The following is a 23,332-nucleotide window of genomic DNA, read 5'->3' on the forward strand; positions in this document are numbered from 1 at the left end:
GGACTCATTGATGATCGGCTCTACCTGGGTCATTGCTCCCCCTTTCCTTTTTCAAGAAAAAGCAGGGAAATCATGACCGTTAGCCGTTTAATTGGTCAATCTATTTTGTTACGTATAGGTAGGTGAAGTATAATATACACGTAGCTTTTCCGGCAATGTCTGGGGAATGAAGCGCTGCTGTTATTGTATGATCCATTGATATATAACATTCGATAGCATTGGCCAAATATTGGCCAAAAACAATGAAAAAGAGGGATACGAAGCGATAATTGGATTTTCTTAAGTCCAATCTAACTCTTTAATTTTACTCCCCTTTTATCCCCTCTTGTCCCGGATTATCCTGCTCAGAAATCGGCCCGGGCGGGCTGGCAGTCTTGGGGTCAGGGGTTCGATCCCCCTCAGCTCCACCAAAAATATCAAAGGGTTGAGAGATCAACCCTTTTTTCTTTTTTGAGGGTTGGCCAAACATTGGCCATTAAGAAGTCAATTATTTAGTTTTGAAAGCAAAACTTAAAGAACCATCCTTCATTACAATCCTTTCTTGCTGTACTTAATATGACTCTCCGATATTTCATTTATATACCAATGAGGAATGATACTCGATCACTCAGGAGACACTCCAAACCCTCATAAGATCTGCATTATTTTCTCAAACAAAATGCCGTTTTGTTAAAGCAGTTTGAGTCGGATTGTATTCTGTCACGAATTGAGAGTCCTAGATCCGTCTCCGGTTGATTTGTGAGCGGATTCTTGATAGCCGAGACTACAAGGCCTCAGTCTTGGGGTCATTTGCAATCTTGGAGTCATTCGGGGTCAACATCTAGTATCATTCGGACAATCATATCTGATCGATCTTATGGCAACGATTCGTGTAAAAAGGGGCCATAAGGACTGAAGGGAGTATACCTCTCTGCGAACGAAACATCACGCGATCTTTGCATTCCAGGTCTTTCCGATCTTCAGAGGTGGGGTCCTTCGCTTCAAATTTAATGAGTAATTTCCAAATCGGTCTACATGTTCGGTAATGAACGGGCTGACAAAGCTGATTGTCTCTCTATCAATTGAATATCCCTGCCTGACCAGATTCTCCAGAACCTGGGTCAGGAAGAAAACGGCATGAAAGATAATCAGGTTCGATACGAGATGATTATACTTGATCGCCTTTCTCTGCTCTTCGTGGTCGTTTTCAGTGATGACCCCCTGCCTCCAAAAAGGAGCGTTTCGGAAAATGAAACAGGCCCGCATAGCAATCGACGCCTTGATTGAGGGGACGTCATCTCGATCGTGCCAAGGCACCTTAGAACAAGATCGTACGAACCATGATTTGATAAGCTCTCTCAGGGCTGCTCCTGATCCTTCTCAGCCAGTGCCTTCGGCTTCACCAGCAAGATCGGACATGGGACCCGCCGAGCCACCCGTTCGGCCACGCTTCCCATCATGAAACGATCGAGGCCGGTCCGGCCGTGGGTGCCGAGGACGATCAGATCGGCTGAAACCTCTTTGACCGCATTGGGAATCTCTCGGAAAGCGGCTCCATCCTTCAACATCGGATGAACCACGACCCCGTTTCGGCGGACCTCCCCCGCGAGGGCCTCCAGGCTCTTCTGCTCGCCTTCTCTCAGAGAACGGATCCAGTCTGAGAACTCCGGTTCGGTAATTTTAACCCCCCTCGGAATATAAATCGGCTCTTTGAAAACATGCAGCAGATAAAGTTCGGCCCCGAAATGTTTCGCCAGGAGAACGGCGTAATCAAGGGCCTCCTTGGCGTAATCCGAAAAGTCGGTCCCCATCAAGATCCGATGCGGAATTTTCATGGCGCGCCTCCATCTGATTTTTTTCCACTCCTCTCCGATCCACGTTAGGCATTGCCGTTCGATGGGGTCGTCCGCATGAGTCGGCGAAAGGCGGTAAACGCGAGGCCCAATAAACCGCAGCCGAAGAGAGCCCCTCCGATCTCGCCGAACAAGAGCGCATTGCGAAGCCCCACGCTAATCATGTTTTCTTTGAGACAAGGCAAATACGCGCAGCCGCCGGCGATATGGAGCTGATGAAGCGCCCATCCCGCCGAGATGATCGCCAGGAAAAAGAGACCCCAGGTCAAAAAGAGAACAAATCGGTCGATTTTGCCGCTCCCTGTTGTCAGAAATTTTTCGGCGAGCACCATCGAGAGGGTAAAAACCGTCGTGACGAGCGTCAGGAACGTCACCAACAATTCCTTCGTCTCGGGATAGAGAAAGGTCTTGAATGCCTCGAGTGCTCCCGCGTCCATTTTCTGATAGACCCTTCACACAGAAAGAAGTAACTTAAAAGCGGATCGGCTTATACCTGTTCACCCGTGCCACCGCTGTCTCATCGGAATTTCCAGAGTCGGACGATCAAGACCGCTCATAAGTCCCGACCAGCTCCGCCTGTGCCAGGATGTGCCCCCTCATCGCCTTTTCAACCCTCGCCTTGTCCGGCGTGCCGAGACGGGGAAGGACAATGTCCAAGGCATAGAGCTTGTGGAAGTAGCGATGCCGGCCGATCGGCGGACAGGGCCCCCCGTAGCCGGTGCGTTGCCAATCATTGAGCCCTGCAAGCGCTCCCTTCGGAAGGCTCCGGGGAGAGATCCCTTCCGGCAGCTCGGTGACACCGGGCGGAATGTTGTAGAGCACCCAGTGAACCCACGTTCTCTTCGGGGCGGCCGGATCGGGCGCGTCCGGATCGTCGACGATCAGCACGAGGCTTTTTGTTCCAGCCGGCGCGCCGGACCACGCCAGCGGGGGCGAGAGATCTTCCCCGTCGCAGGTATAGCGCCGGGGGATCTCACCGTGATTGGAGAATGCTGAAGATTGAAGCGTAATCGACATCAGTCCGCCTCCCCTTTTTGGTTTCTAAGACTCGACCGGCCTCATTTTGCCGGCGGGACGCTGATCAGTTTTTTCTCCCCCTTCTCGGAGAGAACCAACCGCTCCGCTTCGAGCCAATCCGCCAGATCCTGTCCGTGGCGCCGGCCTCCTTTTTGGTAGAGCGCATAGGCTTTCTCGGCGATCGCTTGGTGAAGCGCCTGGTCACTGGCAATCGGCGCGGTCGGTTGCTCGGCGAAGATCTCTTCTTTCTTTTTCGTCCCTTTTTTCATGGCAGCCCCCCGTTATATTAGAGTTGCTTTATCTTTCAGAACATTCGCCTTCCTTCCCTTGCTTTTTGACCGAGCTTTGCCGCTCCCCGGCTTCGAAGCGGCCGGTACGGATCGAACGGTCAGAACCGGACAGGGAGAGAGACGCACCACCTTTTCCGCAACGCTTCCGGCAAGTAAATGGTCGATCCCGGTGCGGCCGTGCGTCCCCATCACGATCAGATCGGCCCTTTCCCGCTTGGCCATCTTGATGATTTCCCGAAAAGGCGCCCCCTCGATCAGCCGGGTCTTCACCGGAATCTTTTCTTTGATGGCCCGTTTCGATTGATGATCGAGAAGGCGTTGTACCGGCGGTGTCAGGCGATCTCCGTAGTCGGAAAAGGCCATCCCCTCCACCAGATTGTATGGAAACGGCTCGATGACGTGCGCCAAGATGAGATCGGCTTTTAACCGCTTGGCCAGCGCGATCGCATATTCGAACGCCTCGGCGGAGCCGGGCGAGAAATCGGTCGGCACCATTATCCGAGAGATCGTTCGGGTCTGCTTGCGTGGTTTCATCGTTTGTCTCCTGCCTCGTCTGGTCCGTTCCGTTTTTATCTTCCTCCAGATGAGAGGAGAGTCGCAACCCCCCAAAAGAGGTGTTGCGATCAATCGGCCGTTCTTTCATATTTGCAGTGATGCGTATGGACTGCCAGGACGACTACAAGCGGAATATGACGAACGCTGAAATCGCCAGGATCCTGCGAGAGATCGCCTTCTTCCTCGAGATGGAAGAGATTCCTTTCAAGCCGCGCGCCTATGAGAAGGCGGCCTATGCGATTGAAGCGCTCGACGCCCCGCTCGATGAGATCTACCGGCGCGGTCGAATCAAAGCTGTGGAAGAGGTCCCCGGGGTTGGAAGAAGCATTGCCGAGAAACTGGTCACCCTCATCGAAACCGGCAAGCTCCCCTACTACGAGGGCTTACGTTTAAAATCGCCGGTCGATATCGAGCAGCTCACCGCCATCGAGGGGCTCGGTCCCAAGAAGGTCAAAGTCCTCTACGATCAACTGGGGATTCGGACGGTCGACGATCTGGAGCGCGCCGCCCTGGAGGGGAAAATCCATCAACTTCCTCACTTCGGCGAGAAGAGCGAGCAGAAGATCCTCAAAGGGATCTCCTTTTTTAAAAAGAGCGGGAGCCGATACCCGATCGGAGTCATTCTCCCGGTGATCCGCGACATCGAGCGCCTCTTGGAAAAGGTTCCGGGAGTGAAACGGCTGGCGGTCGCCGGCTCCATCCGGCGGTGGAAGGAGACGATCGGAGACGGCGATCTGCTCGCCGTCTCGAATGATCCCGACCGGGTGATGGACTTTTTCATCTCCATGCCGGAGGTGATCTACATCCATGCGAAGGGACCGACGAAGTCGAGCATTAAGATCAAGAGCGGAATCGACGTCGATCTCCGCGTCGTTCCGGAGGAGAGCTTCGGCGCGGCTCTCTGCTACTTCACCGGGAGCAAAGCGCATAATATTCACCTCCGCAAGATTGCGATCGGAAAAGGTCTCAAGCTGAGCGAGTATGGCGTCTTTCGAGGAGAACGGCCGATCGCGGGCCGAACCGAAGAAGAAGTCTATGCCGCGCTCGGCCTTCCCTTCATCCCCCCCGAGCTTCGGGAGGAGACAGGCGAGATCGAGTCGGCCCTGGCGGAGAGGCTTCCGAACTTGATCGATTATGACGAGTTACGCGGCGACCTTCAGACGCAGACCAACTGGACCGACGGGGCCTATTCCATCGAAGAGATGGCCGCCGAGGCGAAGCGCTTGGGGCGGGAGTACATCGCGATCACCGACCATACGAAGAGCCTCGCGATGGCGAAAGGGTCGGATGAGAAGCGGCTCCGCAAGCAGATGGCCGCCATCGATGAACTCAACAAGAAGCTGCGCGGCATCACCCTTTTAAAGGGGGCCGAAGTAAACATCGACAAAGACGGCCGCCTCGATATCGACGATGAGACCCTGGCCCGGCTCGATGTCGTCGGGATCGCCGTTCACTCCCACTTCGGCCTGTCGCGGGAGCAGATGACCCGCCGGGTGATCCGCGCGATGGAGAACCCCCACGCCGACATCCTTTTCCATCCCACCGGACGCATTATACAGAAGCGCGAGCCGTACGAAATTGATATCGACGCGGTGATCCAAGCCGCCCGGCGGACCGGAACCGCCCTGGAGGTGGATGCTTTTCCCGACCGGCTCGATTTAAAAGATGAACATATCCGGAAGGCGGTCGAAGCCGGGGTGAAGCTCGTCATCGATTCCGACGCGCACCACATCCACCACCTCTCCTATCTTCAGTTCGGAATCGCCACGGCGCGTCGGGGCTGGGCGAAGCGATCGGATGTCCTCAATACCCTCCCGCTCAACGCGTTTCTCGCCTCGCTTAAAGACGGAAAAGAGCGGGGCCGCAAGAAGCATTTCGGAGTGATGCAAGTTCGGAAAGGCCGATGAAACCGGTCAAAAAGTGAGGGAGGGGGAATTCAGTTTACGCCAGGAGTTCCTCTTTGAATCGCTGCTGGATCTCCTTTACCGCCTCGGCGTTCCGGGCGAGCGCCTCAACACAGTCTCGATCCAGCTTAAAACCGGCCAGCCGCTGCAATGCCGCAAAGGCCTCCTCGTTGGTCCACGCTTCCTTGTAGTACCTTCGGCTGGTCAGCGCGTCGAAGATGTCGGCGACGGTGATGATCCGCGCCTCGATCGGAATCGCCTCTCCCTTCAACCCGCGAAGATATCCCGTTCCATCGACCGCTTCATGGTGATATTCGGCGATATTGCGCAACATATCGATATGCTGAAAGGTATCCAGCCCGAAATCTTCGATGATCGTGTCGACAATCTCCCGGCCTTTCCGGACATGGCTCTTCATGATTTCGACTTCCTCTTTGGAGAGCTTTCCTGTCTTCTTGAGGACCGCGTCGGGGAGGCCGATTTTACCGATATCGTGCAAAGACGAAAATAGAAAAAGATACTCGATATATGGGTCGTCGAAACCGTATTTCGGGGCCAATTCTTTGGCGATCAGTCTCGCATAGTGGGCGGTCCGCTCGACATGGCCGCCGGTCTCCATATCTCGATAGGCCGTGATGTGCCGGGCCGCCTTGATCGTCGCGACCATCATCCGTATGGTCGATAACTCGTTGGTGATCATCAGGGAGATTAAATGGCCGAAGAGATCAAGCTCCTGCAGGGTATCGGGCCGGAAGATGTTTTTCCGATAAGAGTTGAAGAAAATAAATCCGAGGAAGAGCCCATTCAAGTAAATCGGCAGGGTATAGCTCGATCCGAATCCCTGTCCCGCGATCCGCTTCGTATGCTCATGTTCTCCTTTGGCGAAAACCGCCAGATCATTCACCACGCGGGGACGCCCGGACTGTAAGATCGCCCGCAAGGAGCCCGCCTCGGCGAGTTTGGCCTGATAGTGAATCAACGGATGCTCCTCGCGGCTGCTGTAGATGAAGGTCTTCAGCAGGTCGCTCTTCGGATCGTACACCGCGACGGCGATCCGATCGATCAGAGGAATCCGAGTTTTCAGAATCGAATGGATCGATCTGAGCTTTTCCGAGAGGGGGATGTTTCGATTCAGATCGTCGAAGGTACCCCCCTCGAAAGGGCGCTCTTTCTCAAGGGAGGCCGTTCGACTTAACTGACCAGATCTCTTTTTATGTTGAACCATGTGTCCCACCGATCCAATCGCGCACGCTACCAAGAATATGTATTATTTTATCCCCTTATGGACGGGAAATACCACCTGACTGCACTGAGACCCCACCCTCTAGAGATCGTTTTGCGAGAGAGCAGGAAGCCTCTTTATGCATCGGACAGATCTCCGGACACCATGGAAGTCGAAAGCAAGTATGGAAGCCGGATCGTAAAGATCGACCCTTTTTCCGGCTGACTGACTACTTCAATTTTTCCCCCCAAGAGATCAACCAACCGCTTCACGATCGAAAGCCCCAGCCCGGTTCCGCCGCGCGCCCGGGTATTGGAAGGCTCCGCCTGATAAAACGGCTCAAAGATGTGAGAGAGCTGCTCCTCCGTCATGCCGATCCCGGTATCTTCGACTTCGATGCAGACTTCCTTTATATCCGGCTGATGGACCAATCGCACCACGATCGATCCCTCATCGGTGAACTTGATCGCATTGGCGATCAGATTGATGAAAATTTGGCGGAGCTTCGTACGATCCGACAGAATCGGAGGGAGGGAACGATCATCGACGAACAAAATCCTCAATCCCTTATCACCGGCCATGATGGAAAGATGATTGACCGCCTCCTCGACGATTTTGGAAAGAAAGACCTCCTCCGGATGAATCTTCATTCTCCCCGCTTCCATCCGGTTCAAATCGAGAATAACATTGATCAGATCCAGAAGGGCTTGGGAATTATAGGAGATCCGATCGAGCATCTCATTCCGCTTTACGGCGTTTTTCCAAAAACGGGACTCTCTCATCAGGGCGTTATAACCGATGACGGCATTCAGCGGCGTGCGAAGCTCGTGCGAAACAATCGAGACAAACTGCGATTTCATCCGGTTGGCCTCTTCCGCCTCCCGCGTCTTCTGCTTCAACGCTTCCTCCGATCGCTTTCGGTCGGTAATGTCTTCGATAATCGCGAGGCCGTAAAGGGGATTCCCCGCCCGATCCCGAATCACAGAGGCATTCAGATTGATCCAAATGATTTTCCCCTCTTTGGTTACATAGCGTTTTTCGATTTGGTAATTCGGAATATCCGCGGCAAACATCTTCCGCGCCAATTCAACATCGTTTTCGATGTCCTCCGAGTAGGTAATGTCGGCGAATGTGAAATGGGCCAACTCCTCTTTGGTGTAGCCGACGATTTGGCAGAAGATACTGTTTGCGTCGATAAACCTGTAATCGAGGCCGACAATCGCGATTCCGACCGGCCCTTCTTCAAAAACCTTCTTGAAGCGCTCCTCGCTTTCGCGCAAAGCGGCCTGCATGTGACGCAAATCGGTGATATCCTCATTCACCACCACGGCACCGATGATGTTTTGATTGGAATCCCGAATCGGCACCGCCGAATTTAAGATCGTTTTCCGGGTCCCATCGAAACACTCGATGTCGACGATCTCTCCGATCGAGGACTCTCCCTTCGTCACGGCACGCGCAAGGGCCCACTCTTCCGCCTCGATCCGCTTTCCGGTATCGGGCCACCAGCCTTTGTACTCCCCATATTCTTCCACGCCGACATACCGGGCCCCGCCCCAGACTTTCTGACCGGCCGGGTTTCCCGAGATAATTTTACCCTCTCGATCGGTAATCCAGACGCCGACAGGAAGGGTATCCATCACAATCTTCAAAAGCGCTTCGCTCTCATAGATCGCTTTTTCTGATTTTCTTTTCTGAGTGATATCTTCCAAGATCATGAAGAGATGCGATGGGACTCCTTCGCTGTTTCTTAAAAGCGAGGCGGTCAGCTCGATGCAGAAGGTCTCTCGATTCTTCGTCAAGCAGCGATGCTCGATCCGATAACTCGAAATCTCCCCTCGGATCAGTTTCCGCGCCCATTCCAGATTCACCTGCGTCTCTTCCGGGTAGATCATCTCCGTGATCTTCCGTTGACGGAGCTCATCGGCAGTATAGCCGACGGCACGACAAAACGGATCGTTGGCCAGAATAAAACGAAGGTCGAGGTCGAGAACAGCAACACGGATAGGCAGCTGACGGACAATCTCTCTGAGGGTTTCCATATTTCTTCTACTCCGCTGTTCTGGCCCCCCTGGAATATGAAAGATCCGTACGGAGAAGGATTTGAATGAACGAGCCGGATGGACCGCGAATAAAATCAGTCCCTTTTCACACGAAGGTGCCGCTGAAACCAATCGGCCGCCAAACGCGCCACCTCTTCCAGCGTGCCCGGCTCTTCGAACAGATGGGTGGCGCCCGGAATAATCTTCAATCCCCTTTCCGCCTTCATCTGATCATAGGCCTGTTGATTCAGATCAATGACCGGGAGGTCGTCGCCGCCGACGATCAGCAACGTGGGAGACTGAACATGAGGAAGCGCCCTCCCCGCCAGATCGGGCCGTCCCCCGCGCGAAACCACCGCGCCGACGGCCGGGCCGAGCGCGGCGGCCGCCCGAAGGGCCGAGGCCGCGCCGGTGCTCGACCCGAAATAGCCGACCGCCAGGCCGCGATGCTGAGGCTGTTCAGTGAACCAGCGGGTGGCCGCAATCAGCCGGCGGGTCAAGAGATCGATATCGAAACGGGTCTCATAGATTCGATCTTCTTTTTCGGTTAACAGGTCAAACAGAAGTGTGCCGACCCCTGCGTTTCGCAACACCCGGGCGACGAAGTTATTCCTGGGGCTGTGCCGGCTGCTGCCGCTGCCGTGGGCGAACAACACCACCCCACCCGCCTCGGCCGGGACCGCCAGCGCCCCTTCAAGGGTCACCCCATCGGCCGGGATTCGGACCGGATGCTCCCGGCCGTCGTGAGCGATCTCCGTTTCCAGGCGGGAATCTCTTCCCCTTCCATCCATTTTCATACCTTCCCATGAAAAGCTCGCCGTCCGACCCTTGGCGCTCGGAGTCAAGCAGCCAAGACCCACGCTTTTAAATCGGAGGGAAGCTGAGCGACCGCGTCTTGAACTTCTCCGGGGCTGATCGCCTCTTTCAGGACATGGATGACGCATCGCGCAATGAACTCCGCATCCGCCGCCGACGCCAGATGTCCCTCGGTTTGAATCTTATCAAGAAACTGATCTTTTGAAAGCTTCACGACCTCCTTCTCTCCCTGACCCAGCCGGGTCGCGACTTCATGATACCAGAGCGCTTTCAGCTCCGTCGGGAGCTGCGCAATAAACTGCTCCCCCTCCTCCGGCGTCAAACGCGCAGAAAGGGCGGAGAAAACGGCGCCGATCATCCGCTCCGTCCGGTCTCGATCAAGGTGTATCCGCTTTTCAAGGGCATCTTGTACTTTTCGAACAAACGTTACCTTGTTCATGGGGTCTCCTCCTCGTTTATTCGTGATGATCTGCCACCCTTCTTGTTTCAGAATATCGATTTGAAACAAACCGGTCTACACCCCTTTTGGGGGAGCATCGGGCAACGAAAAAACATGTCTGGGTGAGTTAAATGCTCCGCCGGAAGGTCAGCCTGATCTTACCTTTGTGTTCCGTATTCATCCCATTCGCAGCACAAGCGAAAGGTCTTCTTTCAATTCAACCCAGGTCCCGAAGGGATGACCCTCTCTATTGAACATCTTTTCCAACCACCTTGCATCTTCCTCCGATGCGCGATGGAGCCGAAAGCGCTTCATCTGAAAAGGGACCATCTCGAATCGAACGAGCTTTCCAGACGACGGATCGATCGTCGCAAGGTAAATCAGCGCCAGATCGTCCCTGAACGTTTCATATCCTTCAATCCCTTCATAGTCGGTGAGGAAGTCGCCGCAGCCGTAGAGGATCGGCTTCTCCCGATGAACTTCGATCCCTTTGGCGTGATGAGAGGAATGCCCGTGGATGACATCGACACCGGCCTCATCGATGAGTTGATGCGCAAACCGGATCTGCTCCTGGGGGATGTCGTAGCCCCAGTTCCCTCCCCAGTGAATGGAGGCGACGACGATGTCGCCGGGTCGTTTCGTCGATTGTACCCGCCCGGCGATCTGCCGAACCGTTCTCTCCGAGAGATCTTCCAGCAGAGCGACCCCCGGCTTCTCTTGTTTCGCGGCCCAGGTCCAAGGAATACCGCTGCTCTCCGATCCGAATCCGAAGACGATCACCCGTCCCCTCCCGGCCACCTCGAAGATCGCCGGCGCTTGCGCTTCGTCGAGGGTGCGGCCGGCCCCCGCGGTTTTTATGTCCGTCTTTCTCAGGGTCTCCAACGTCTCAACGAGGCCGGCCTCTCCCCAATCCAATACATGATTGTTGGCCAAAACCGCGCAGTCGATTCGGGCTGCGGTGAGGCAGGGGATATTCTCCGGATGCATCCGGTAGTTGATCCCTTTCTCCTCCCACGTCTCGCTCGTCGTAACGGCGGTCTCCAAATTGATGATCCTGACATCGGGCGCCCGTCGCCCCAAGATTTCGAGGACCTCTCCCCAGATGTAGGAATAGCCGACCGGTTCCGGAATCGGCCCGTTCGCCTCCTCGGCGAGTTCGACATATCCCGCGGCCGATTTCATGTACGCTTCGTGGAGATGAGGGTCGCTAGGATGAGGCAAAATCTGATCGACCCCCCTCCCCGTCATGACATCCCCCGTCAGGAAGAGGGTGATCTGCTTGGAATGTGTTGACATCCGATCTCCCCCTCCGCCACGGTGGGACCCATCGCCTCTTGGATGTGAACACCGTTCATGCCGCCCTCGCCGGAAGGAATCCACGTTCGATCAGCTGGGTGACGATACGATCCGCCCCGATCTCCGGCGAATCCCGATCTCCCTTGATCACGATCTCCGGAGAGAGGGGCGGCTCATACGCCGCCTGGAGGCCCGGAACGGTGGCGGCCGTTCCTTTCTGCGCCTTGCGATAAATCCCTTTGGGGTCGCGGGCGATGCAGACCGCCAGGGGGGTGTCGACATAGACCTCCAGGAAGCGGGGAATCTCTCTCCTCGCGCGATCCCGATACGCACGGCGGTTCGCCGTCGCATCGAAGATCACCGGGACCCCCTGCTCGGTGAGAAGCCGGCCGATAGAAGCCATCGCCCCGTAGAAAACCTCCCGTTCCTCTTCGGAATAACAAGGATGAGGGGTCAAGATCCGCCGCAGGGCATCGGATTCCAACGCCGCCGCCTGAACTCCCCGCCTGGAAAGCGTCCGGATCAGCGCCGAGGTCAACATCGATTTGCCAGACGACGGCAGACCGGTGATCCAGACGGCAAAGGCCGGCTGCGCTCTATTCTCCGCAATACTCATTGACCCGCTCCGGATCGAAGACCGGCGCATCCATCACCGCTTGCATAAACGCAAAGAGCTTCCGGCGGACCTCCTCGGCCAGGTTGGGATACCAGAGGGGGCTCGCCATCACCAAACCTCTAAAGACAAAGAAGGGGGCGACCACCTCCAGCAGCTCCCGGTCGTTGCTTCTCTCCAGATAGCGTCGCCAAAAGCGCCGGAAGATCACTTCAAAATCTCCTTCCAACCTTCCGCTTCTTTGAAGGGAGAAGAAGAGGTAGTTCATCGTGAGGCAGGAGACATCGTCCGCCGGATCGCCCCATTCGCCGCGAGAGCGGTCCAAGACGGTGAAATCGCTCCCCTCCCGAAAGAGGATATTCCACGGATGAAAATCGCCGTGGACCTGACGGAGCCGATGCGTCCTCCCTTTGAGACGCCACCGCCAGGCGACGCAGCGCCGCTCGATCTCTTCCAGCAGCGCTGCGGTGATAAAGCCGTGCCGTGGGGGATAGCTGTCGATCAAGCCCATGATGCATTCTCCGTGGCCCACCAATTCCCGAATCCGCCGGACATAAAGCCCGGGGTCCGGTCCGCGGAGACGATGGATTTCAACCAGGTAATCGCAGAGGGCCTCCGCCCGGGCGAGATCGCGTTCCGTGAGCGCGCCCCCATCCCGCAGCCGGATCAGGTCTTGAAAATATCCCTGGCCCTCTACATACTCCATGAGGAGAAAGGGCTCTTCGACTTTTCCCAAGGAGAGGAGGCTCCCATCCCGTTGAAAGCCGCCGACATCAATCGAGGGAGCGTGGCGAGGGAGCCGATTGAAAGCGCCGTGCTCCCAAAGCATCGCCTGGGCGCGGTCGGCCATCTCTTCATGTCCGAAGGGCCCCGGGCTCATCGTCTCCAGGACGGCGCGACGTCGCCGGCCGGCCGCTTCATACCGGACATCGATCGGCACCCCGTAGCCGTACCCCTTGAGGGCGCCGGATTGAATCGGCTCTCCCAACGGCGCCAGGCCGACGATCTTCACGGGCGATCCGAACAGCGATTCCAGATAGGCACCCAGTGTCTCTTCACGCAGATCAGGCATGATGGTCTCTCCTCTGAGGTATTAAGGGGGCCGGCGCTCTTTTCTTCGGCGAAGCGTCTCCAGGAGGGAAGAGGGAACGCGAAGGGTCCCTTTTCCGACGCCGAGGTCGATTTGCGGCTTGTGTTTGCCGTGAAAATCGGACCCCCCCGTCTTCGCGAGATTCCATTCAGCCGCCAGCCGTTCATACCGGACGGTCTCTTCCGGTGTGTGGGTGCTGTAGTAAACTTCAATCCCATCCAGACCCGCGTTGACCAGCCGTTCGAACAATCCGTTCAGCTTGTCATCAGGGAGACGGAGCGTATTCGGATGGGCTAAAACAGCGACGCCCTTTGCTTCGTGGATCAACGCGATGCACTCTTCCGGAGAGGGTTGGGATTTCTTGACGTAGGCGGGTCCCCCATCCCCGATGTACTTTTCAAAGGCTTCCGTAATCGAGTGAACGTATCCCTTTTCCATTAAGACGCGCGCGAAATGAGGACGTCCCGCCTGCCCGCCCCCTGCGGCCGCCGTCACCTCCTCTTCGGTGATCTTGAATCCCATCTCCTGGAGTTTTTTGATGATCTTCGGGTTGCGCTCCCGGCGCGCGGCTTGAAAAACGGCCAAGCGTTGGAGAAAGGAAGGAGCGGTCCGATCAATGAAGAGGCCGAGCAGATGCATCGCCCCCTCCGAAAAATCAGTGCTCAACTCGACGCCAGGAATGACCTCGACCCCGACCTCCCGTCCGACCGCCAGCGCCTCGTCGATGCCGTCGATACTGTCATGGTCGGTGAGGGCGATCGCCCGCAAGCCCTTTTCCTTGGCATACCGTACCAGCTCCGCGGGGGCATAGGTCCCGTCCGAGACGGTGCTGTGCGTGTGTAGATCGATCCGATCGTTCATCTCTCTTAATCCGACTTTCCGAATTCGATGACGAGCTCTCCCTCCGCCAGTCCCGGGAATGCGGCGCCGATTCCCCCCTTTACCTTCCAGGAGTGGGCCGGCAAGATATTGATCAGGATCTTCCAGACGCTTCCGATGATCCGGCCGACAACCGGAAGAATGATCCCCCGGACCCAGTTCAGGAGACGATCGACACTCCCCGTCTCTGTTTCACGGGGAGAATGGCTCTCCATCGTCATCAGCGAAGCCTCCAGGCCTCGGGCCTCGCTCTGAAGGCTCAACGCGGTGGCCGCCAGAAGCAATCCGAAGGAGGAGAGGCCTCTGGCGTTGACATCGTTTTCGATATCGTCGAGGATTCGCCGGGCGCGTTTGAGCCCCTTTACGATATAGGAATCAAACCGCGCCAAGCGTTCTTCAAGCTCACTGGTTCCTTCCAGTAGTCCTTTCCATTCGCCCTGCCGCGCGGACGCAAGGATCTGCTCCAGCGCCTCCAAATCTTCCCGCAGAGCGATCACGTCTTCTCGGTAGAATTTTTCGATCAACATCGACCGCACCTCCTGTGTGAGATAAAAAAGACGATGCTCTTGAAAACCGACACAGCTACGAAAGCAGGTTGCATGATATCCTCCTTTTTTAATTATGATTCTTTGGTAGAAGAAAGGTCCATACCCCTTTTGGGGGAAGCTTGATCAGCGACCGAAGGGTGAAATCATGAACGATTCGAATAAGCTTTTTTTCTCTTTTAGGGTCGGATCAGAACCACGACCGATCGTCCCCTCACACAATAGCCCATTTCCTTCACCCGCTCCTCCCGGCCCGGCTCCATGAAGTCGTCGGGGCTCGGCAGGCTCGTATCGATCACCCGCCGCCACTCCTCCGCTTTCCCTTCCTGCAAGAAGAAGGTGCGATCATCCGGACCGCCATTGATCATGACGTAGAGATCGTCGTCCTCTTCCGAGGCCCCGCTTAAGAAAAAGGCGAGGCCGTGCGATCCCTCGGAGCGATCGACCTCCCCTTCAGCTCCGTGCCAGCGAACCTCATCTCGCCAGAAGCGGCTTCGGCAGAGGGTGGGATGAGCCTTGCGGAAAGCGATCATCATTTTGAAGAAGCGGAAGATTTCACGGTTCTTTCGCAGAAGATCCCAGTCGAGCCAGGAGGTCTCATTGTCCTGGTTATAGGGGTTGTTGTTCCCCCCTTGTGTCTGCAGGAACTCATCGCCGGCGCGAAACATCGGGGTCCCATTGGCAAGAAAGAGCAAGGCGAAGAAATTTTTTACCTGGCGTTGGCGCAGGGCGAGGACCGCTTCCGGCGCGCCGAGATCGCCCTCCCAGCCGCAATTCCAACTGAGGTTATAATCGGTTCCGTCGCTGTTTCGGTGGCCGTTGGCCTCATTGTGTTTGGTGTCGTATGAGACAAGGTCATAGAAGGTGAAGCCGTCGTGGGAGGCAATGAAATTGACGCTCTGATAGGCGTGATACGATTCTTCATCCAGGAAGAGATCGTCGCTTCCATAAAGCCGCGCCATCAGATCGTCGATCTTGCCCGGGTCGCCCCGCACAAAAGCACGAAGATCATCGCGGAATTTTCCGTTCCACTGAAACCAGGTCATCCCCGGGAAGCTTCGGCCCAGCTGGTAACTCGACATATCCCAGACCTCGGCGATCAATCGGATATTGACAAAGAGCGGATCGGTGGTGATCTCGAAAATGATCGGCGGATCGTCGAGGTTGACGCTCCCGTCGCTGTTGCGGGTAAAGAGCGAGGCGAGGTCGAACCGGAACCCGTCGATATGCATCTCCTTCACCCAGTAGCGCATGCTGTCGAGGATCATCTTGCGGACGGTGCGGTTGGCGCAATGCAGCACGTTGCCGGTGCCGGAATCGTTGCGATAGCGCGATCGATCCGCCTCCAGCAAATAATAAGTGGTGTTGTCGATTCCCCGGTAGCTGTAATTCGGCCCGCTTTCGTCCATCTCGGTGGTGTGGTTGTAGACGACGTCGAGGATCACCTCGATTCCGGCGGCATGAAACGCCTTCACCATCTCCCGAAATTCATTGATCTGCCCGCACATCCCGTCTCCGCTCGCATAGGCATGGTGCGGGGAGAAGAAGTTGAGCGGCATATAGCCCCAGTAGTTTCCTTCCTGCGGGTCGTATTGGTGGACCGGCATCAACTCCACGGCCGTGATACCCAGCTCTTTGAGATAAGGGATTTTTTCAATCAGACCGGTGTAGGTTCCTCGGACCTCTGGAGAGACACGCGAGTTCGACCGCATCGTGAATCCTCTGACATGCAACTCATAGATCACCGTGTCGGAGGTGTGAACCGGCCGCCGGTCTTCCCCCCAATCGAACGGAATCCGGCAGGCCGGAAGAAAACCGAGCGGCGCCCGCCCGGCATTGGAGGCGGGATGGCGCGCGGCTTCACGGCTGAAGTCGGGAGGGAAAAACACCGCCCGGGCATAGGGATCCAGAAGAATCTTATGAGAGTCGAAGCGGTGACCTTCGGCCGGCTTAAAGGGACCGTCCACCGAGTAGCCGTAGTAGGTCGCCCCCGCCAGAATCTTCTCGGCAATCCGGCAGTGCCAGACCCGTCCCGACTTGTTCTTCAGCGGATCGAGCCGATATTGATAGACAGGATGTACCAAGTCGGTCTTGGAATAAAGAAGCAGTGTCACCCCGGTCGCATGCTTCGTGTAGAGGGCGAAGTTGTAGGAGCCTCCCTCCTCGATCCAGCTCACGCCGAATGGGGTGGGGGTTCCCTCTTCTGCCGCCCACTCATTGATCCTCCGTTTCGACATGTCAGCCGATCCCCCGTGCGTGCGCAACAAGACTGAACCATTAAGCGGCCGGTATCCACTCTCTTGATTGCGACGGCATCGGCCCCGGCGCGTCTTGTATGTCGCCGGAGCCGACCGCTTCCTGCAGAAGATGGATGACGCAGCGCGAGGTCGCTTCCGCCTCCTCGGTCGATGCCAAATCCCCTTCCATTTGAATCAGCGTTAAAAACTGTCTCCTTGAGAGCTTCATAACCCCTTGCTCTTTCCACACCTCCGACAAAACCGACTGGGGAACGGCCCTCCAATACCAAAGTTTCTTCAATGGAGTGGGAAGCATCGAAATCAACCGGTCCGCCTCACTGGATGTTAAACCTGCGGAGAGTGCCGAGAAGACGGCGCCAACGATCTGCTCCGTCCGGCTCCGATCGATATCCGGTCTTCCTCCGACGGCCTCTTGCAGTTTCCGAACAAACAATTCTATGTCCATAAAAGTCACCTTATGTTTTCAGCCCCCGCTTAATCCCACAGCTTCCAGAGGCATCGGGTCCGGAAAGGCCGAAAGCTGACCGAGAAGACCTCTCCTTTCCAGAACGCTCCTGATTCGCTGCTCGGAGCCCCAGTCGCTCCATGTGACCCCTCGCACCGGAAGCACCCAGAGAGAGGAGGGGGCCTGCGATGGAAAGAGCTGCAGCAGCTCCTTGGAAAAATTGATCGATTCGATCTTCCGGTAGACCTCTTTAATCACCGCCGTTTCTTTGGCGGTCCCGATCGCCCGCCAAATCCGGTGAAAGGCGTGATGAAGTTTGGGCGCTGCGCGACGGACCAGATCGATCAATGTTTTAGCTTTGAAGACCATGACCATCGTGTTCCACACCCCGCCCTCTCCGATCAGCCCCTGGGCGACGGAGGGGTGAGGCTTTTCGATAAAGTGAGAGACGGGGTGAGCGGGATTGGAGAATTCGGGGTGTTGCCTTTCTGACGGCAGAATGTATCCATACTCCGACTCCGGCCCCTCCGGCTCTACCCCCAACAGAACAACACGACTCGGATCGCGCTCCACCTGTCGGCAGGCGAGCTCCACATGCCCCATGAAGAGATCTTCTTCGAGAATATAGTGATCGGACGGGAAGATCACCACAACGGCTTCGGGATGATGCTTATAGGCATGCATCAGCGGAAGGAGAAGCCCCGGTCCGGTCTCTTTATTTTCCGGCTGGAGCACCACCGTCCCCTTGGGACGGCCGGCGATCTGGCGGCGGACTTCGGAATGGGCAAGATGATCGCGGCTGACGACGGTGAAGAGCCGGTCCGAGGGGATCATCTTCTCCGCGCGGTGAAAGGTCTGCTCCAACATCGAGCGGCTTCCAACGAAATTGACATACTGCTTGGGAAGCGGCTTTCCCTTCAACCGAAGGATGAAGGGGCGAAGGCGCATCCCTTCCCCTGCGGCCAAGACGATTCCACAACGGGTCGATCCGTGGGTGGCCTGTATCATTTTTTCTCTCCGGGTTAGGTGGGTATGACCTACAAGAACGCTATAAAATCAGCAATATGGTTTAGAAACATCAACTTCCGGATAAGATTTTCTAGCTGCTTCCCCTCTTAGGAGGAGGAGAATGTCTTCTCCAAATGGATCGAAAAGACAACTCCCCTCCTCTGCGTCGTCCGTCCTTCCGGAATACCAATCGCTTTCTTTCCGGGCGCCTTGACGAGAGAGGCCCCTGCTGGAATATCGGAGGGATGGTGTGAACTAATTTCTATTTTTAAGCGATTCAAAATGGAGAGACAATCCCCCAAAGGGGGTGTTTATCAGAGACGTGAATGACCCGAACCGAACTTGGGGGGGGGAAGGATGATCGATTTTAAGGATGCCCCTTTCGGGGGATTGCCCTCTCCTTTGATCTAATCCACAATCGGATCTATTCGGCATTCTATTCTGAGGAGAAGACAAATGGGCAGAACGATTTTACATCCCTCTCGAACCGCTTTGAAGCCAACGAAGAAAAACGCTCGACCCTTCTCACCGATCCGGATGGGTCGGGTGAAGGTATTCTCCAATCGGAAGACTGAGCCAGGCGTTTTGATTTCGGATCAAGACGGGCGGATTCTATATCTTAATGAAGCGGCCCAAAGGGTTCTTGATACCTCGGAAGAGAAAGATCTTTCATCCGGGTCGTTAAAGAACGCGCGTCTGCGTGAGATCCTCTTTGACCTTCTGTCGGAATATAAGCAAAGGTCCGATCTCCGAGGGAAGGATCTCACCATCATCCCTCAGACCGTCGTCAGCAGGAACTTACTGTACCGGGAGAGTTCCTATCGGATTAGATCGATTCCGCTGGAGCCCCACGGCACGGATCGCCACAAAAGCTACCTTCTCTTGTTGATCGAGAAGATCTTTGTATTAATTCCTTGAGTTGCTCTGAACAATCGACCGGACTGTAGAGGTCACGAGGACGGTCGGCTATTTCTGCGGACCGGTCGATCTGAATTTTAGATGCACTTGCCCCGCCAGCTCATGAAGCTTCTCATGAATCGATTCGTTATTGAGCTGATGGATCTCAGATTGAGCCAGAGAGAAATCGGTCAGCGCGTTCAACCATTCCTGAAGGCTCTCCAGCGACAAAGGCTTGTTTCGCGCTTGGTCGATCCGCCATGTCGCCTCTTCGAGGCGCGTGGCCGCCTCTTCTAACTGTTTGGGAAGGGCCATTTTCTCCTCCATTTTAAGAAAAGATCATCCTCATAAACTGGGTCTCATCATAACCTCCTGGCTTAGAACATTCTGGAGATTGGTTTCATCTTTAAAATAGAATCATGATCCGGGCCGGGCTGTCCAGCCCCCTTTTGGGGTGTTGATTCGACTGGGTAAGAATCCTAAAGTAAAAGTAAGCGGATATGGAACTGAGACCGAAGAGATGGAGATTTCAGTGAAATGCTACTTAGACGATCAGGGGGAAGAGACGCCGACTGCTTTCTTCATGGGGGACCGTCGGATTGAGGTGGTGGAGGTGCTTGACCGATGGCTTGCGCCGGATCATCGCTACTTCAAAGTCGAGGGGGATGACGGAGCGCTTTACATTCTCCGGCATGAGGTCGTATCGGACAAGTGGGTGTTAACGTTGTTCAAGCAACAAGGGAGGAAAACATGAAAAAGAAACGATCCACCCGACGGCAGGAGACATTGCAGCAGATCCTCCATCAAACGCGTGAAAAGGTCGTCACAGATATCGAAAAGCAGCTCGGGCAAGAGCTCGACCCCCGCCGGATCGATATTGCGATGGATACGGGGGACTGGGCCGCATTTGAGTTGAGCGAGGGGATCGACCAACGGCTCCTGGAGATGCGATACAAAACCTATAAAGAAATCGCCGACGCCTTTCGCAGACTGGAAGCCGGAACCTATGGTGTCTGCGAGCGTTGCGGCGAGGAGGTCCCTGTCGAGCGTCTGAAGGTGGAACCGTTCGCACGCTATTGCGTCCCTTGCCTCACTCAGATCGAAGCCCTTCAAGAGGCGGAGAAGGAAACAGGCAAATTGTATACTCTCTGAGAGACCCTTCCGGCGCCGTCTCTCGAAGCATTAAACATTCGAATCGATGAGCGCTTTACCCATCGCTCAGATAGGAGGAAAAATGAAGATAAAATGGATCAGCTGGGCAAACGGCATCCTTGGCCTTTTACTCTTGATTGTCCCGTTTACATTATCTGCGCAGACCACATTCGGATACAACGGATCGCGTCCCGCATTTTGGAATAGTGTAATCGTCGGCATTCTGATCGGAGCATTTTCTTTTTGGGAAGCGATAAAGACTGAGAACTGGAACGTGAGTACGATTGTTTCCGTTCTGGGAATATGGCTGATCTTTGCCCCGTATCTGATGGGCTACTCCGAAATTCGACCCATTTTCTGGAGTAATCTGATCATCGGCCTAACTGTAGCCTTGCTGGCAAACTATCAGACGATGAGGGTGCCGCGCCGTTTGATACTGCATGGCCGCCATTGAACACGCACGCGCGTCGCATGGTTCGCTTTCACTCACGATGTGAGCAGAGGCGCTTCGCGCTTCATTCCTGTGTGCACATTCCTCGCAGCTTGCTGCGGGGAGCTTCAATAGGTCATGAAATATCGACGCTTGAAGATTGTGTAACGAGACCGATCGGAGATTATGGGGCCTCCCCGCTGAGAGTGATGGTTACTTTCTGAATAAACACACCCCCTTCATCCAGATGGATGATTCCCTCTCCGGCGACTTCGCGTGGCGCATGTCCGGGATGCTGAATGATGAGTTCCATTTTCTGTGCCTCCCCTTTCTTGAGCGGTCCTTCCCATTTTTCCTCCCCCTTCATCAAAGATAAACCGGAAGAGAGTTTTACTCGTAGTTCGACGCGGCGAATATCAAGATTGGCCGTTGCGATCAGAGTAACCTTGGAAACTTCTTCCGAAACATCGGCCTGATGGAGGGAGAGCTGAAGCGGAGGGCGGGGCTTGATCGCCCAAGCAGAGGAAGCAATGATGAAAAAAAAGAATAAATAAAATAAGGTGGAATAAATCTTCATTCGCATTTAAGGCTGTTGCCGATGTGGTTCGCCTCGGGTCTGGGACACAGAGACAAGCCAATAAACCGCGCCGAGGATCAGAAGCCGGCCGCGGATCACGCGGCGCGGATCTTCGCTGGACCTGTGGAGAATCTCCGCGACTTTTTTATTCCGTCATCATCTGAAGAAGAGACGGTCCGAGAGTCACTTCGGTTGAAGAGAACAACCGAATCGATCATCTCGCCGCAACGGATGCAGCGCGCCATGGCGATTTCTCCCTCTTCTGTAAAGACCCAATCCGCCACCATCATTCCCTGACACTTCGGACAGGCGCCCGACCGGATTGTATCTTCCCTCGGAACGACCGTTTTCCTTGATTTTCGATTCGACTTTAATAAACCGGATCCTTTCATGATGCCGGCCCTCCCTCAATGATCTTGTTAAGATTTCCTCTTACCTTGACCCTATTTTGTACACGGTTGACTCGCCGGGACAACCCCTCAAAAGGAGTGTTATTAACACCTCTGGAAGGGGTGCTCAAATGAGTAAGAGAAAGGAGCCTCTTCCGTTCGGAAGTAAAAGATTCCGATAATAAGAAGAACCGCGACGACTGCGAGAATCAAAGAAGAGGGTTTCATCGGTTCCGCCATCGAGTTTGACTGAGCCTTTCGTTCAGTCTCTCTTAAGTGCAAAGTGAAAACAATGCCCCGAAAGGGGGATTCCAGCTTCTTGAGAGCACACGCCGCTCGCTCTCCTCACGCATTGACTGTAAACACTCCTTTCGGGGCATTGTTTGTTTTCTTAAGAATCACTCAGAATGAGAAGTGTCCCACTGGAACGTTGGATACGAGCGCGGTCTGAAGAAGCGTTCGTCTCAACCATAGATGGAGGAGAAAATGAAAAGGATCAGAATATTTTTGGTTGCGATCTCCGTGGTCACCCTTTTCCTTGCCGCCGAGTCTTTTGCGAGGAAAGGGATGTCGAAAGGGAGCGGCGGCTGGGGGCCCGGCACAAATTACAGCAAGATGTATGACCCGGCCACCGTCGAAACGATCCGTGGAGAGGTGGTCGGCGTGGAGCAGATCACCCCGATGAAAGGGATGTCTTACGGCGTCCATTTGACGGTGAAAACGGACAAGGAAACGATCCCCGTCCACCTGGGACCGGGATGGTTTATCGAGAACCAGGACATCGATATCGGACCGCAGGATCAGGTGGAGGTCAAAGGATCGAGGATCACCTTTGACGGGAAACCGGCCCTCATCGCCCGGGAGGTGAAAAAGGGAGAGGAGACGCTGACGCTCCGAAACGAGGAGGGCTTTCCTGTTTGGAGCGGCGCGAGGCGCCGCTAAATGGGCACATCACAACTGAGAGGTGTCATATGAAACCGATCGACAGAATTTATTCGATACTCGTCCTGTTCTTGGTTTTTGGGTTGGGCCTCTCCGCAACAGGCCGGGCACAAATTCAAGAAAAAGACCAGGACCGAGACCTTCTTCAATTGAAGGATCAGATCCGCGATCAGACCCGGCTCTCCCAACAGGAGGTGGATGCGCTCGATCCCCAGCTCAGAGCCTATCTCCAACAAAAGGGGGAAGGCGAACAGATCCGGGAGATGATTCGTGCGGCTCTTCAGAATAACTGCAAGGGGGCTTGCCTCTCCGAAACGCTCCGGGCGATGAACAGGACGATGACCCAAGGGGCTTCCGACAAAGAGGCGAGGAAGATGGTGACCGCCGCCCTGCAGGAGCAGGTCCGGGAGCGCGACCAAAAGCGGCTGCAACTGAGCCCGCAGGAGATGGGGGATCGGGTCCGCGATCAGGTCGAGGAGCGCCTCGCCCTGAAAGAGCAGGAACGGGAACGGGAGCATGAAATGATGTGCAAGTACTACGATTTAATCTGACAATATGGTAAGGTCCTTGGATCTCATCCCGAGAGTGGGAGAAAGGAGTCAAGGACATGAGTAAGGATCAAAAGATCATCAAGACGAAGGTGGGATTACTGGAGCTGGCCAAGCAGTTAGGGAATGTCTCACAGGCCTGTAAG

General features: G+C 55.2%; 27 protein-coding genes. 6 read left to right on the top strand and 21 right to left on the bottom strand.

Features of this window, described 5'->3' with window-relative positions; all coding sequences use genetic code 11:
• Window positions 1-924: 924 nt before the first annotated feature.
• The 6 genes from MNODULE_RS25615 to MNODULE_RS24155 all read right to left on the bottom strand — a co-directional run bounded on the left by MNODULE_RS25615 (window position 925) and on the right by MNODULE_RS24155 (window position 3,673).
• Window positions 925-1,245 (bottom strand): Tn3 family transposase, encoded by a 321-nt coding sequence (locus MNODULE_RS25615; RefSeq protein ID WP_168063760.1) that lies wholly within the window; start codon window positions 1,243-1,245, stop codon window positions 925-927.
• A gap of 92 nt (window positions 1,246-1,337) precedes the next feature.
• On the bottom strand, window positions 1,338-1,814 hold the full coding sequence (locus MNODULE_RS24135; protein WP_168063761.1) for a universal stress protein: 477 nt from the start codon (window positions 1,812-1,814) through the stop codon (window positions 1,338-1,340).
• 44 nt (window positions 1,815-1,858) lie between these two features.
• Entirely contained in the window at window positions 1,859-2,269 is a 411-nt protein-coding gene (locus MNODULE_RS24140; protein WP_168063762.1) for a hypothetical protein, read from the bottom strand.
• A 106-nt stretch (window positions 2,270-2,375) separates the two neighbouring features.
• Window positions 2,376-2,849, bottom strand: coding sequence for a YbhB/YbcL family Raf kinase inhibitor-like protein (locus tag MNODULE_RS24145; protein WP_168063763.1), 474 nt, complete (start codon window positions 2,847-2,849; stop codon window positions 2,376-2,378).
• 41 nt (window positions 2,850-2,890) lie between these two features.
• Entirely contained in the window at window positions 2,891-3,118 is a 228-nt protein-coding gene (locus MNODULE_RS24150) for a DUF2934 domain-containing protein (RefSeq protein ID WP_168063764.1), read from the bottom strand.
• A 12-nt stretch (window positions 3,119-3,130) separates the two neighbouring features.
• Complete coding sequence (locus tag MNODULE_RS24155; protein WP_168063765.1) at window positions 3,131-3,673, bottom strand: universal stress protein; 543 nt, start codon at window positions 3,671-3,673, stop codon at window positions 3,131-3,133.
• 125 nt (window positions 3,674-3,798) lie between these two features.
• Between MNODULE_RS24155 and polX the strand changes: the two genes are divergently transcribed.
• Window positions 3,799-5,601, top strand: a complete 1,803-nt coding sequence (gene polX / locus MNODULE_RS24160; protein WP_202882346.1) for a DNA polymerase/3'-5' exonuclease PolX — start codon at window positions 3,799-3,801, stop codon at window positions 5,599-5,601.
• A gap of 34 nt (window positions 5,602-5,635) precedes the next feature.
• Here polX and MNODULE_RS24165 read toward each other — a convergent pair whose 3' ends face one another.
• The 13 genes from MNODULE_RS24165 to MNODULE_RS24225 form a co-directional block, all read right to left on the bottom strand.
• The gene (locus MNODULE_RS24165) at window positions 5,636-6,823 is read right to left on the bottom strand and encodes an HD domain-containing phosphohydrolase (RefSeq protein WP_168063766.1); all 1,188 of its coding nucleotides are present in this window, start codon (window positions 6,821-6,823) and stop codon (window positions 5,636-5,638) included.
• 134 nt (window positions 6,824-6,957) lie between these two features.
• Window positions 6,958-8,862 carry a PAS domain-containing sensor histidine kinase gene (locus MNODULE_RS24170; RefSeq protein ID WP_168063767.1) on the bottom strand — a complete coding sequence of 635 codons (1,905 nt, stop codon included), beginning with the start codon at window positions 8,860-8,862 and terminating at the stop codon, window positions 6,958-6,960.
• A gap of 95 nt (window positions 8,863-8,957) precedes the next feature.
• On the bottom strand, window positions 8,958-9,653 hold the full coding sequence (locus MNODULE_RS24175) for a dienelactone hydrolase family protein (protein ID WP_168063768.1): 696 nt from the start codon (window positions 9,651-9,653) through the stop codon (window positions 8,958-8,960).
• 50 nt (window positions 9,654-9,703) lie between these two features.
• The gene (locus MNODULE_RS24180; RefSeq protein ID WP_168063769.1) at window positions 9,704-10,117 is read right to left on the bottom strand and encodes a DUF2267 domain-containing protein; all 414 of its coding nucleotides are present in this window, start codon (window positions 10,115-10,117) and stop codon (window positions 9,704-9,706) included.
• 177 nt (window positions 10,118-10,294) lie between these two features.
• The gene (locus MNODULE_RS24185; RefSeq protein WP_168063770.1) at window positions 10,295-11,413 is read right to left on the bottom strand and encodes a CapA family protein; all 1,119 of its coding nucleotides are present in this window, start codon (window positions 11,411-11,413) and stop codon (window positions 10,295-10,297) included.
• A gap of 55 nt (window positions 11,414-11,468) precedes the next feature.
• Window positions 11,469-12,029 carry an adenylyl-sulfate kinase gene (locus MNODULE_RS24190; RefSeq protein ID WP_168063771.1) on the bottom strand — a complete coding sequence of 187 codons (561 nt, stop codon included), beginning with the start codon at window positions 12,027-12,029 and terminating at the stop codon, window positions 11,469-11,471.
• Complete coding sequence (locus tag MNODULE_RS24195) at window positions 12,010-13,098, bottom strand: phosphotransferase family protein (RefSeq protein ID WP_168063772.1); 1,089 nt, start codon at window positions 13,096-13,098, stop codon at window positions 12,010-12,012. The genes MNODULE_RS24190 and MNODULE_RS24195 overlap by 20 nt, the downstream gene beginning before the upstream one ends.
• 21 nt (window positions 13,099-13,119) lie before the next feature.
• On the bottom strand, window positions 13,120-13,977 hold the full coding sequence (locus MNODULE_RS24200) for a PHP domain-containing protein (protein WP_168063773.1): 858 nt from the start codon (window positions 13,975-13,977) through the stop codon (window positions 13,120-13,122).
• A 5-nt stretch (window positions 13,978-13,982) separates the two neighbouring features.
• The gene (locus MNODULE_RS24205; protein ID WP_168063774.1) at window positions 13,983-14,522 is read right to left on the bottom strand and encodes a hypothetical protein; all 540 of its coding nucleotides are present in this window, start codon (window positions 14,520-14,522) and stop codon (window positions 13,983-13,985) included.
• A 197-nt stretch (window positions 14,523-14,719) separates the two neighbouring features.
• Window positions 14,720-16,777 carry a glycogen debranching protein gene (locus MNODULE_RS24210; protein WP_168063775.1) on the bottom strand — a complete coding sequence of 686 codons (2,058 nt, stop codon included), beginning with the start codon at window positions 16,775-16,777 and terminating at the stop codon, window positions 14,720-14,722.
• A 40-nt stretch (window positions 16,778-16,817) separates the two neighbouring features.
• Window positions 16,818-17,243: a DUF2267 domain-containing protein gene (locus tag MNODULE_RS24215; protein ID WP_168063776.1), complete on the bottom strand. Its 426-nt coding sequence runs from the start codon at window positions 17,241-17,243 to the stop codon at window positions 16,818-16,820.
• Window positions 17,244-17,261: 18 nt separating this feature from the next.
• Window positions 17,262-18,251: a sugar phosphate nucleotidyltransferase gene (locus MNODULE_RS24220; RefSeq protein ID WP_168063777.1), complete on the bottom strand. Its 990-nt coding sequence runs from the start codon at window positions 18,249-18,251 to the stop codon at window positions 17,262-17,264.
• A gap of 966 nt (window positions 18,252-19,217) precedes the next feature.
• Entirely contained in the window at window positions 19,218-19,463 is a 246-nt protein-coding gene (locus MNODULE_RS24225; RefSeq protein WP_168063778.1) for a hypothetical protein, read from the bottom strand.
• A 217-nt stretch (window positions 19,464-19,680) separates the two neighbouring features.
• Here MNODULE_RS24225 and MNODULE_RS24230 point away from each other — a divergent pair, with 217 nt between their 5' ends.
• The 3 genes from MNODULE_RS24230 to MNODULE_RS24240 all read left to right on the top strand — a co-directional run bounded on the left by MNODULE_RS24230 (window position 19,681) and on the right by MNODULE_RS24240 (window position 20,754).
• Window positions 19,681-19,902 (top strand): hypothetical protein, encoded by a 222-nt coding sequence (locus MNODULE_RS24230; protein ID WP_202882348.1) that lies wholly within the window; start codon window positions 19,681-19,683, stop codon window positions 19,900-19,902.
• A complete protein-coding gene (locus MNODULE_RS24235) occupies window positions 19,899-20,300 on the top strand; it encodes a TraR/DksA family transcriptional regulator (RefSeq protein WP_168063780.1) in 402 nt (133 codons plus the stop codon). Before MNODULE_RS24230 ends, MNODULE_RS24235 begins: the two co-directional genes overlap by 4 nt.
• A gap of 82 nt (window positions 20,301-20,382) precedes the next feature.
• Complete coding sequence (locus MNODULE_RS24240) at window positions 20,383-20,754, top strand: SPW repeat protein (RefSeq protein ID WP_168063781.1); 372 nt, start codon at window positions 20,383-20,385, stop codon at window positions 20,752-20,754.
• Between the two features lie 160 nt (window positions 20,755-20,914).
• On the opposite strand, the gene MNODULE_RS24245 is transcribed toward MNODULE_RS24240, so the two are convergent.
• On the bottom strand, window positions 20,915-21,313 hold the full coding sequence (locus tag MNODULE_RS24245; RefSeq protein WP_168063782.1) for a hypothetical protein: 399 nt from the start codon (window positions 21,311-21,313) through the stop codon (window positions 20,915-20,917).
• An 89-nt stretch (window positions 21,314-21,402) separates the two neighbouring features.
• Window positions 21,403-21,699, bottom strand: a complete 297-nt coding sequence (locus tag MNODULE_RS24250) for a hypothetical protein (protein ID WP_168063783.1) — start codon at window positions 21,697-21,699, stop codon at window positions 21,403-21,405.
• Between the two features lie 483 nt (window positions 21,700-22,182).
• On the opposite strand from MNODULE_RS24250, the gene MNODULE_RS24255 reads away from it, so the two are divergent.
• Both MNODULE_RS24255 and MNODULE_RS24260 read left to right on the top strand, forming a co-directional pair.
• Complete coding sequence (locus MNODULE_RS24255) at window positions 22,183-22,638, top strand: MamS/MamX family magnetosome protein (protein WP_168063784.1); 456 nt, start codon at window positions 22,183-22,185, stop codon at window positions 22,636-22,638.
• A 29-nt stretch (window positions 22,639-22,667) separates the two neighbouring features.
• On the top strand, window positions 22,668-23,189 hold the full coding sequence (locus tag MNODULE_RS24260) for a hypothetical protein (RefSeq protein WP_168063785.1): 522 nt from the start codon (window positions 22,668-22,670) through the stop codon (window positions 23,187-23,189).
• The last annotated feature ends 143 nt before the right edge of the window (window positions 23,190-23,332 follow it).

The organism is Candidatus Manganitrophus noduliformans (genome assembly GCF_012184425.1).
GTDB classification, from domain to species: domain Bacteria; phylum Nitrospirota; class Nitrospiria; order SBBL01; family Manganitrophaceae; genus Manganitrophus; species Manganitrophus noduliformans.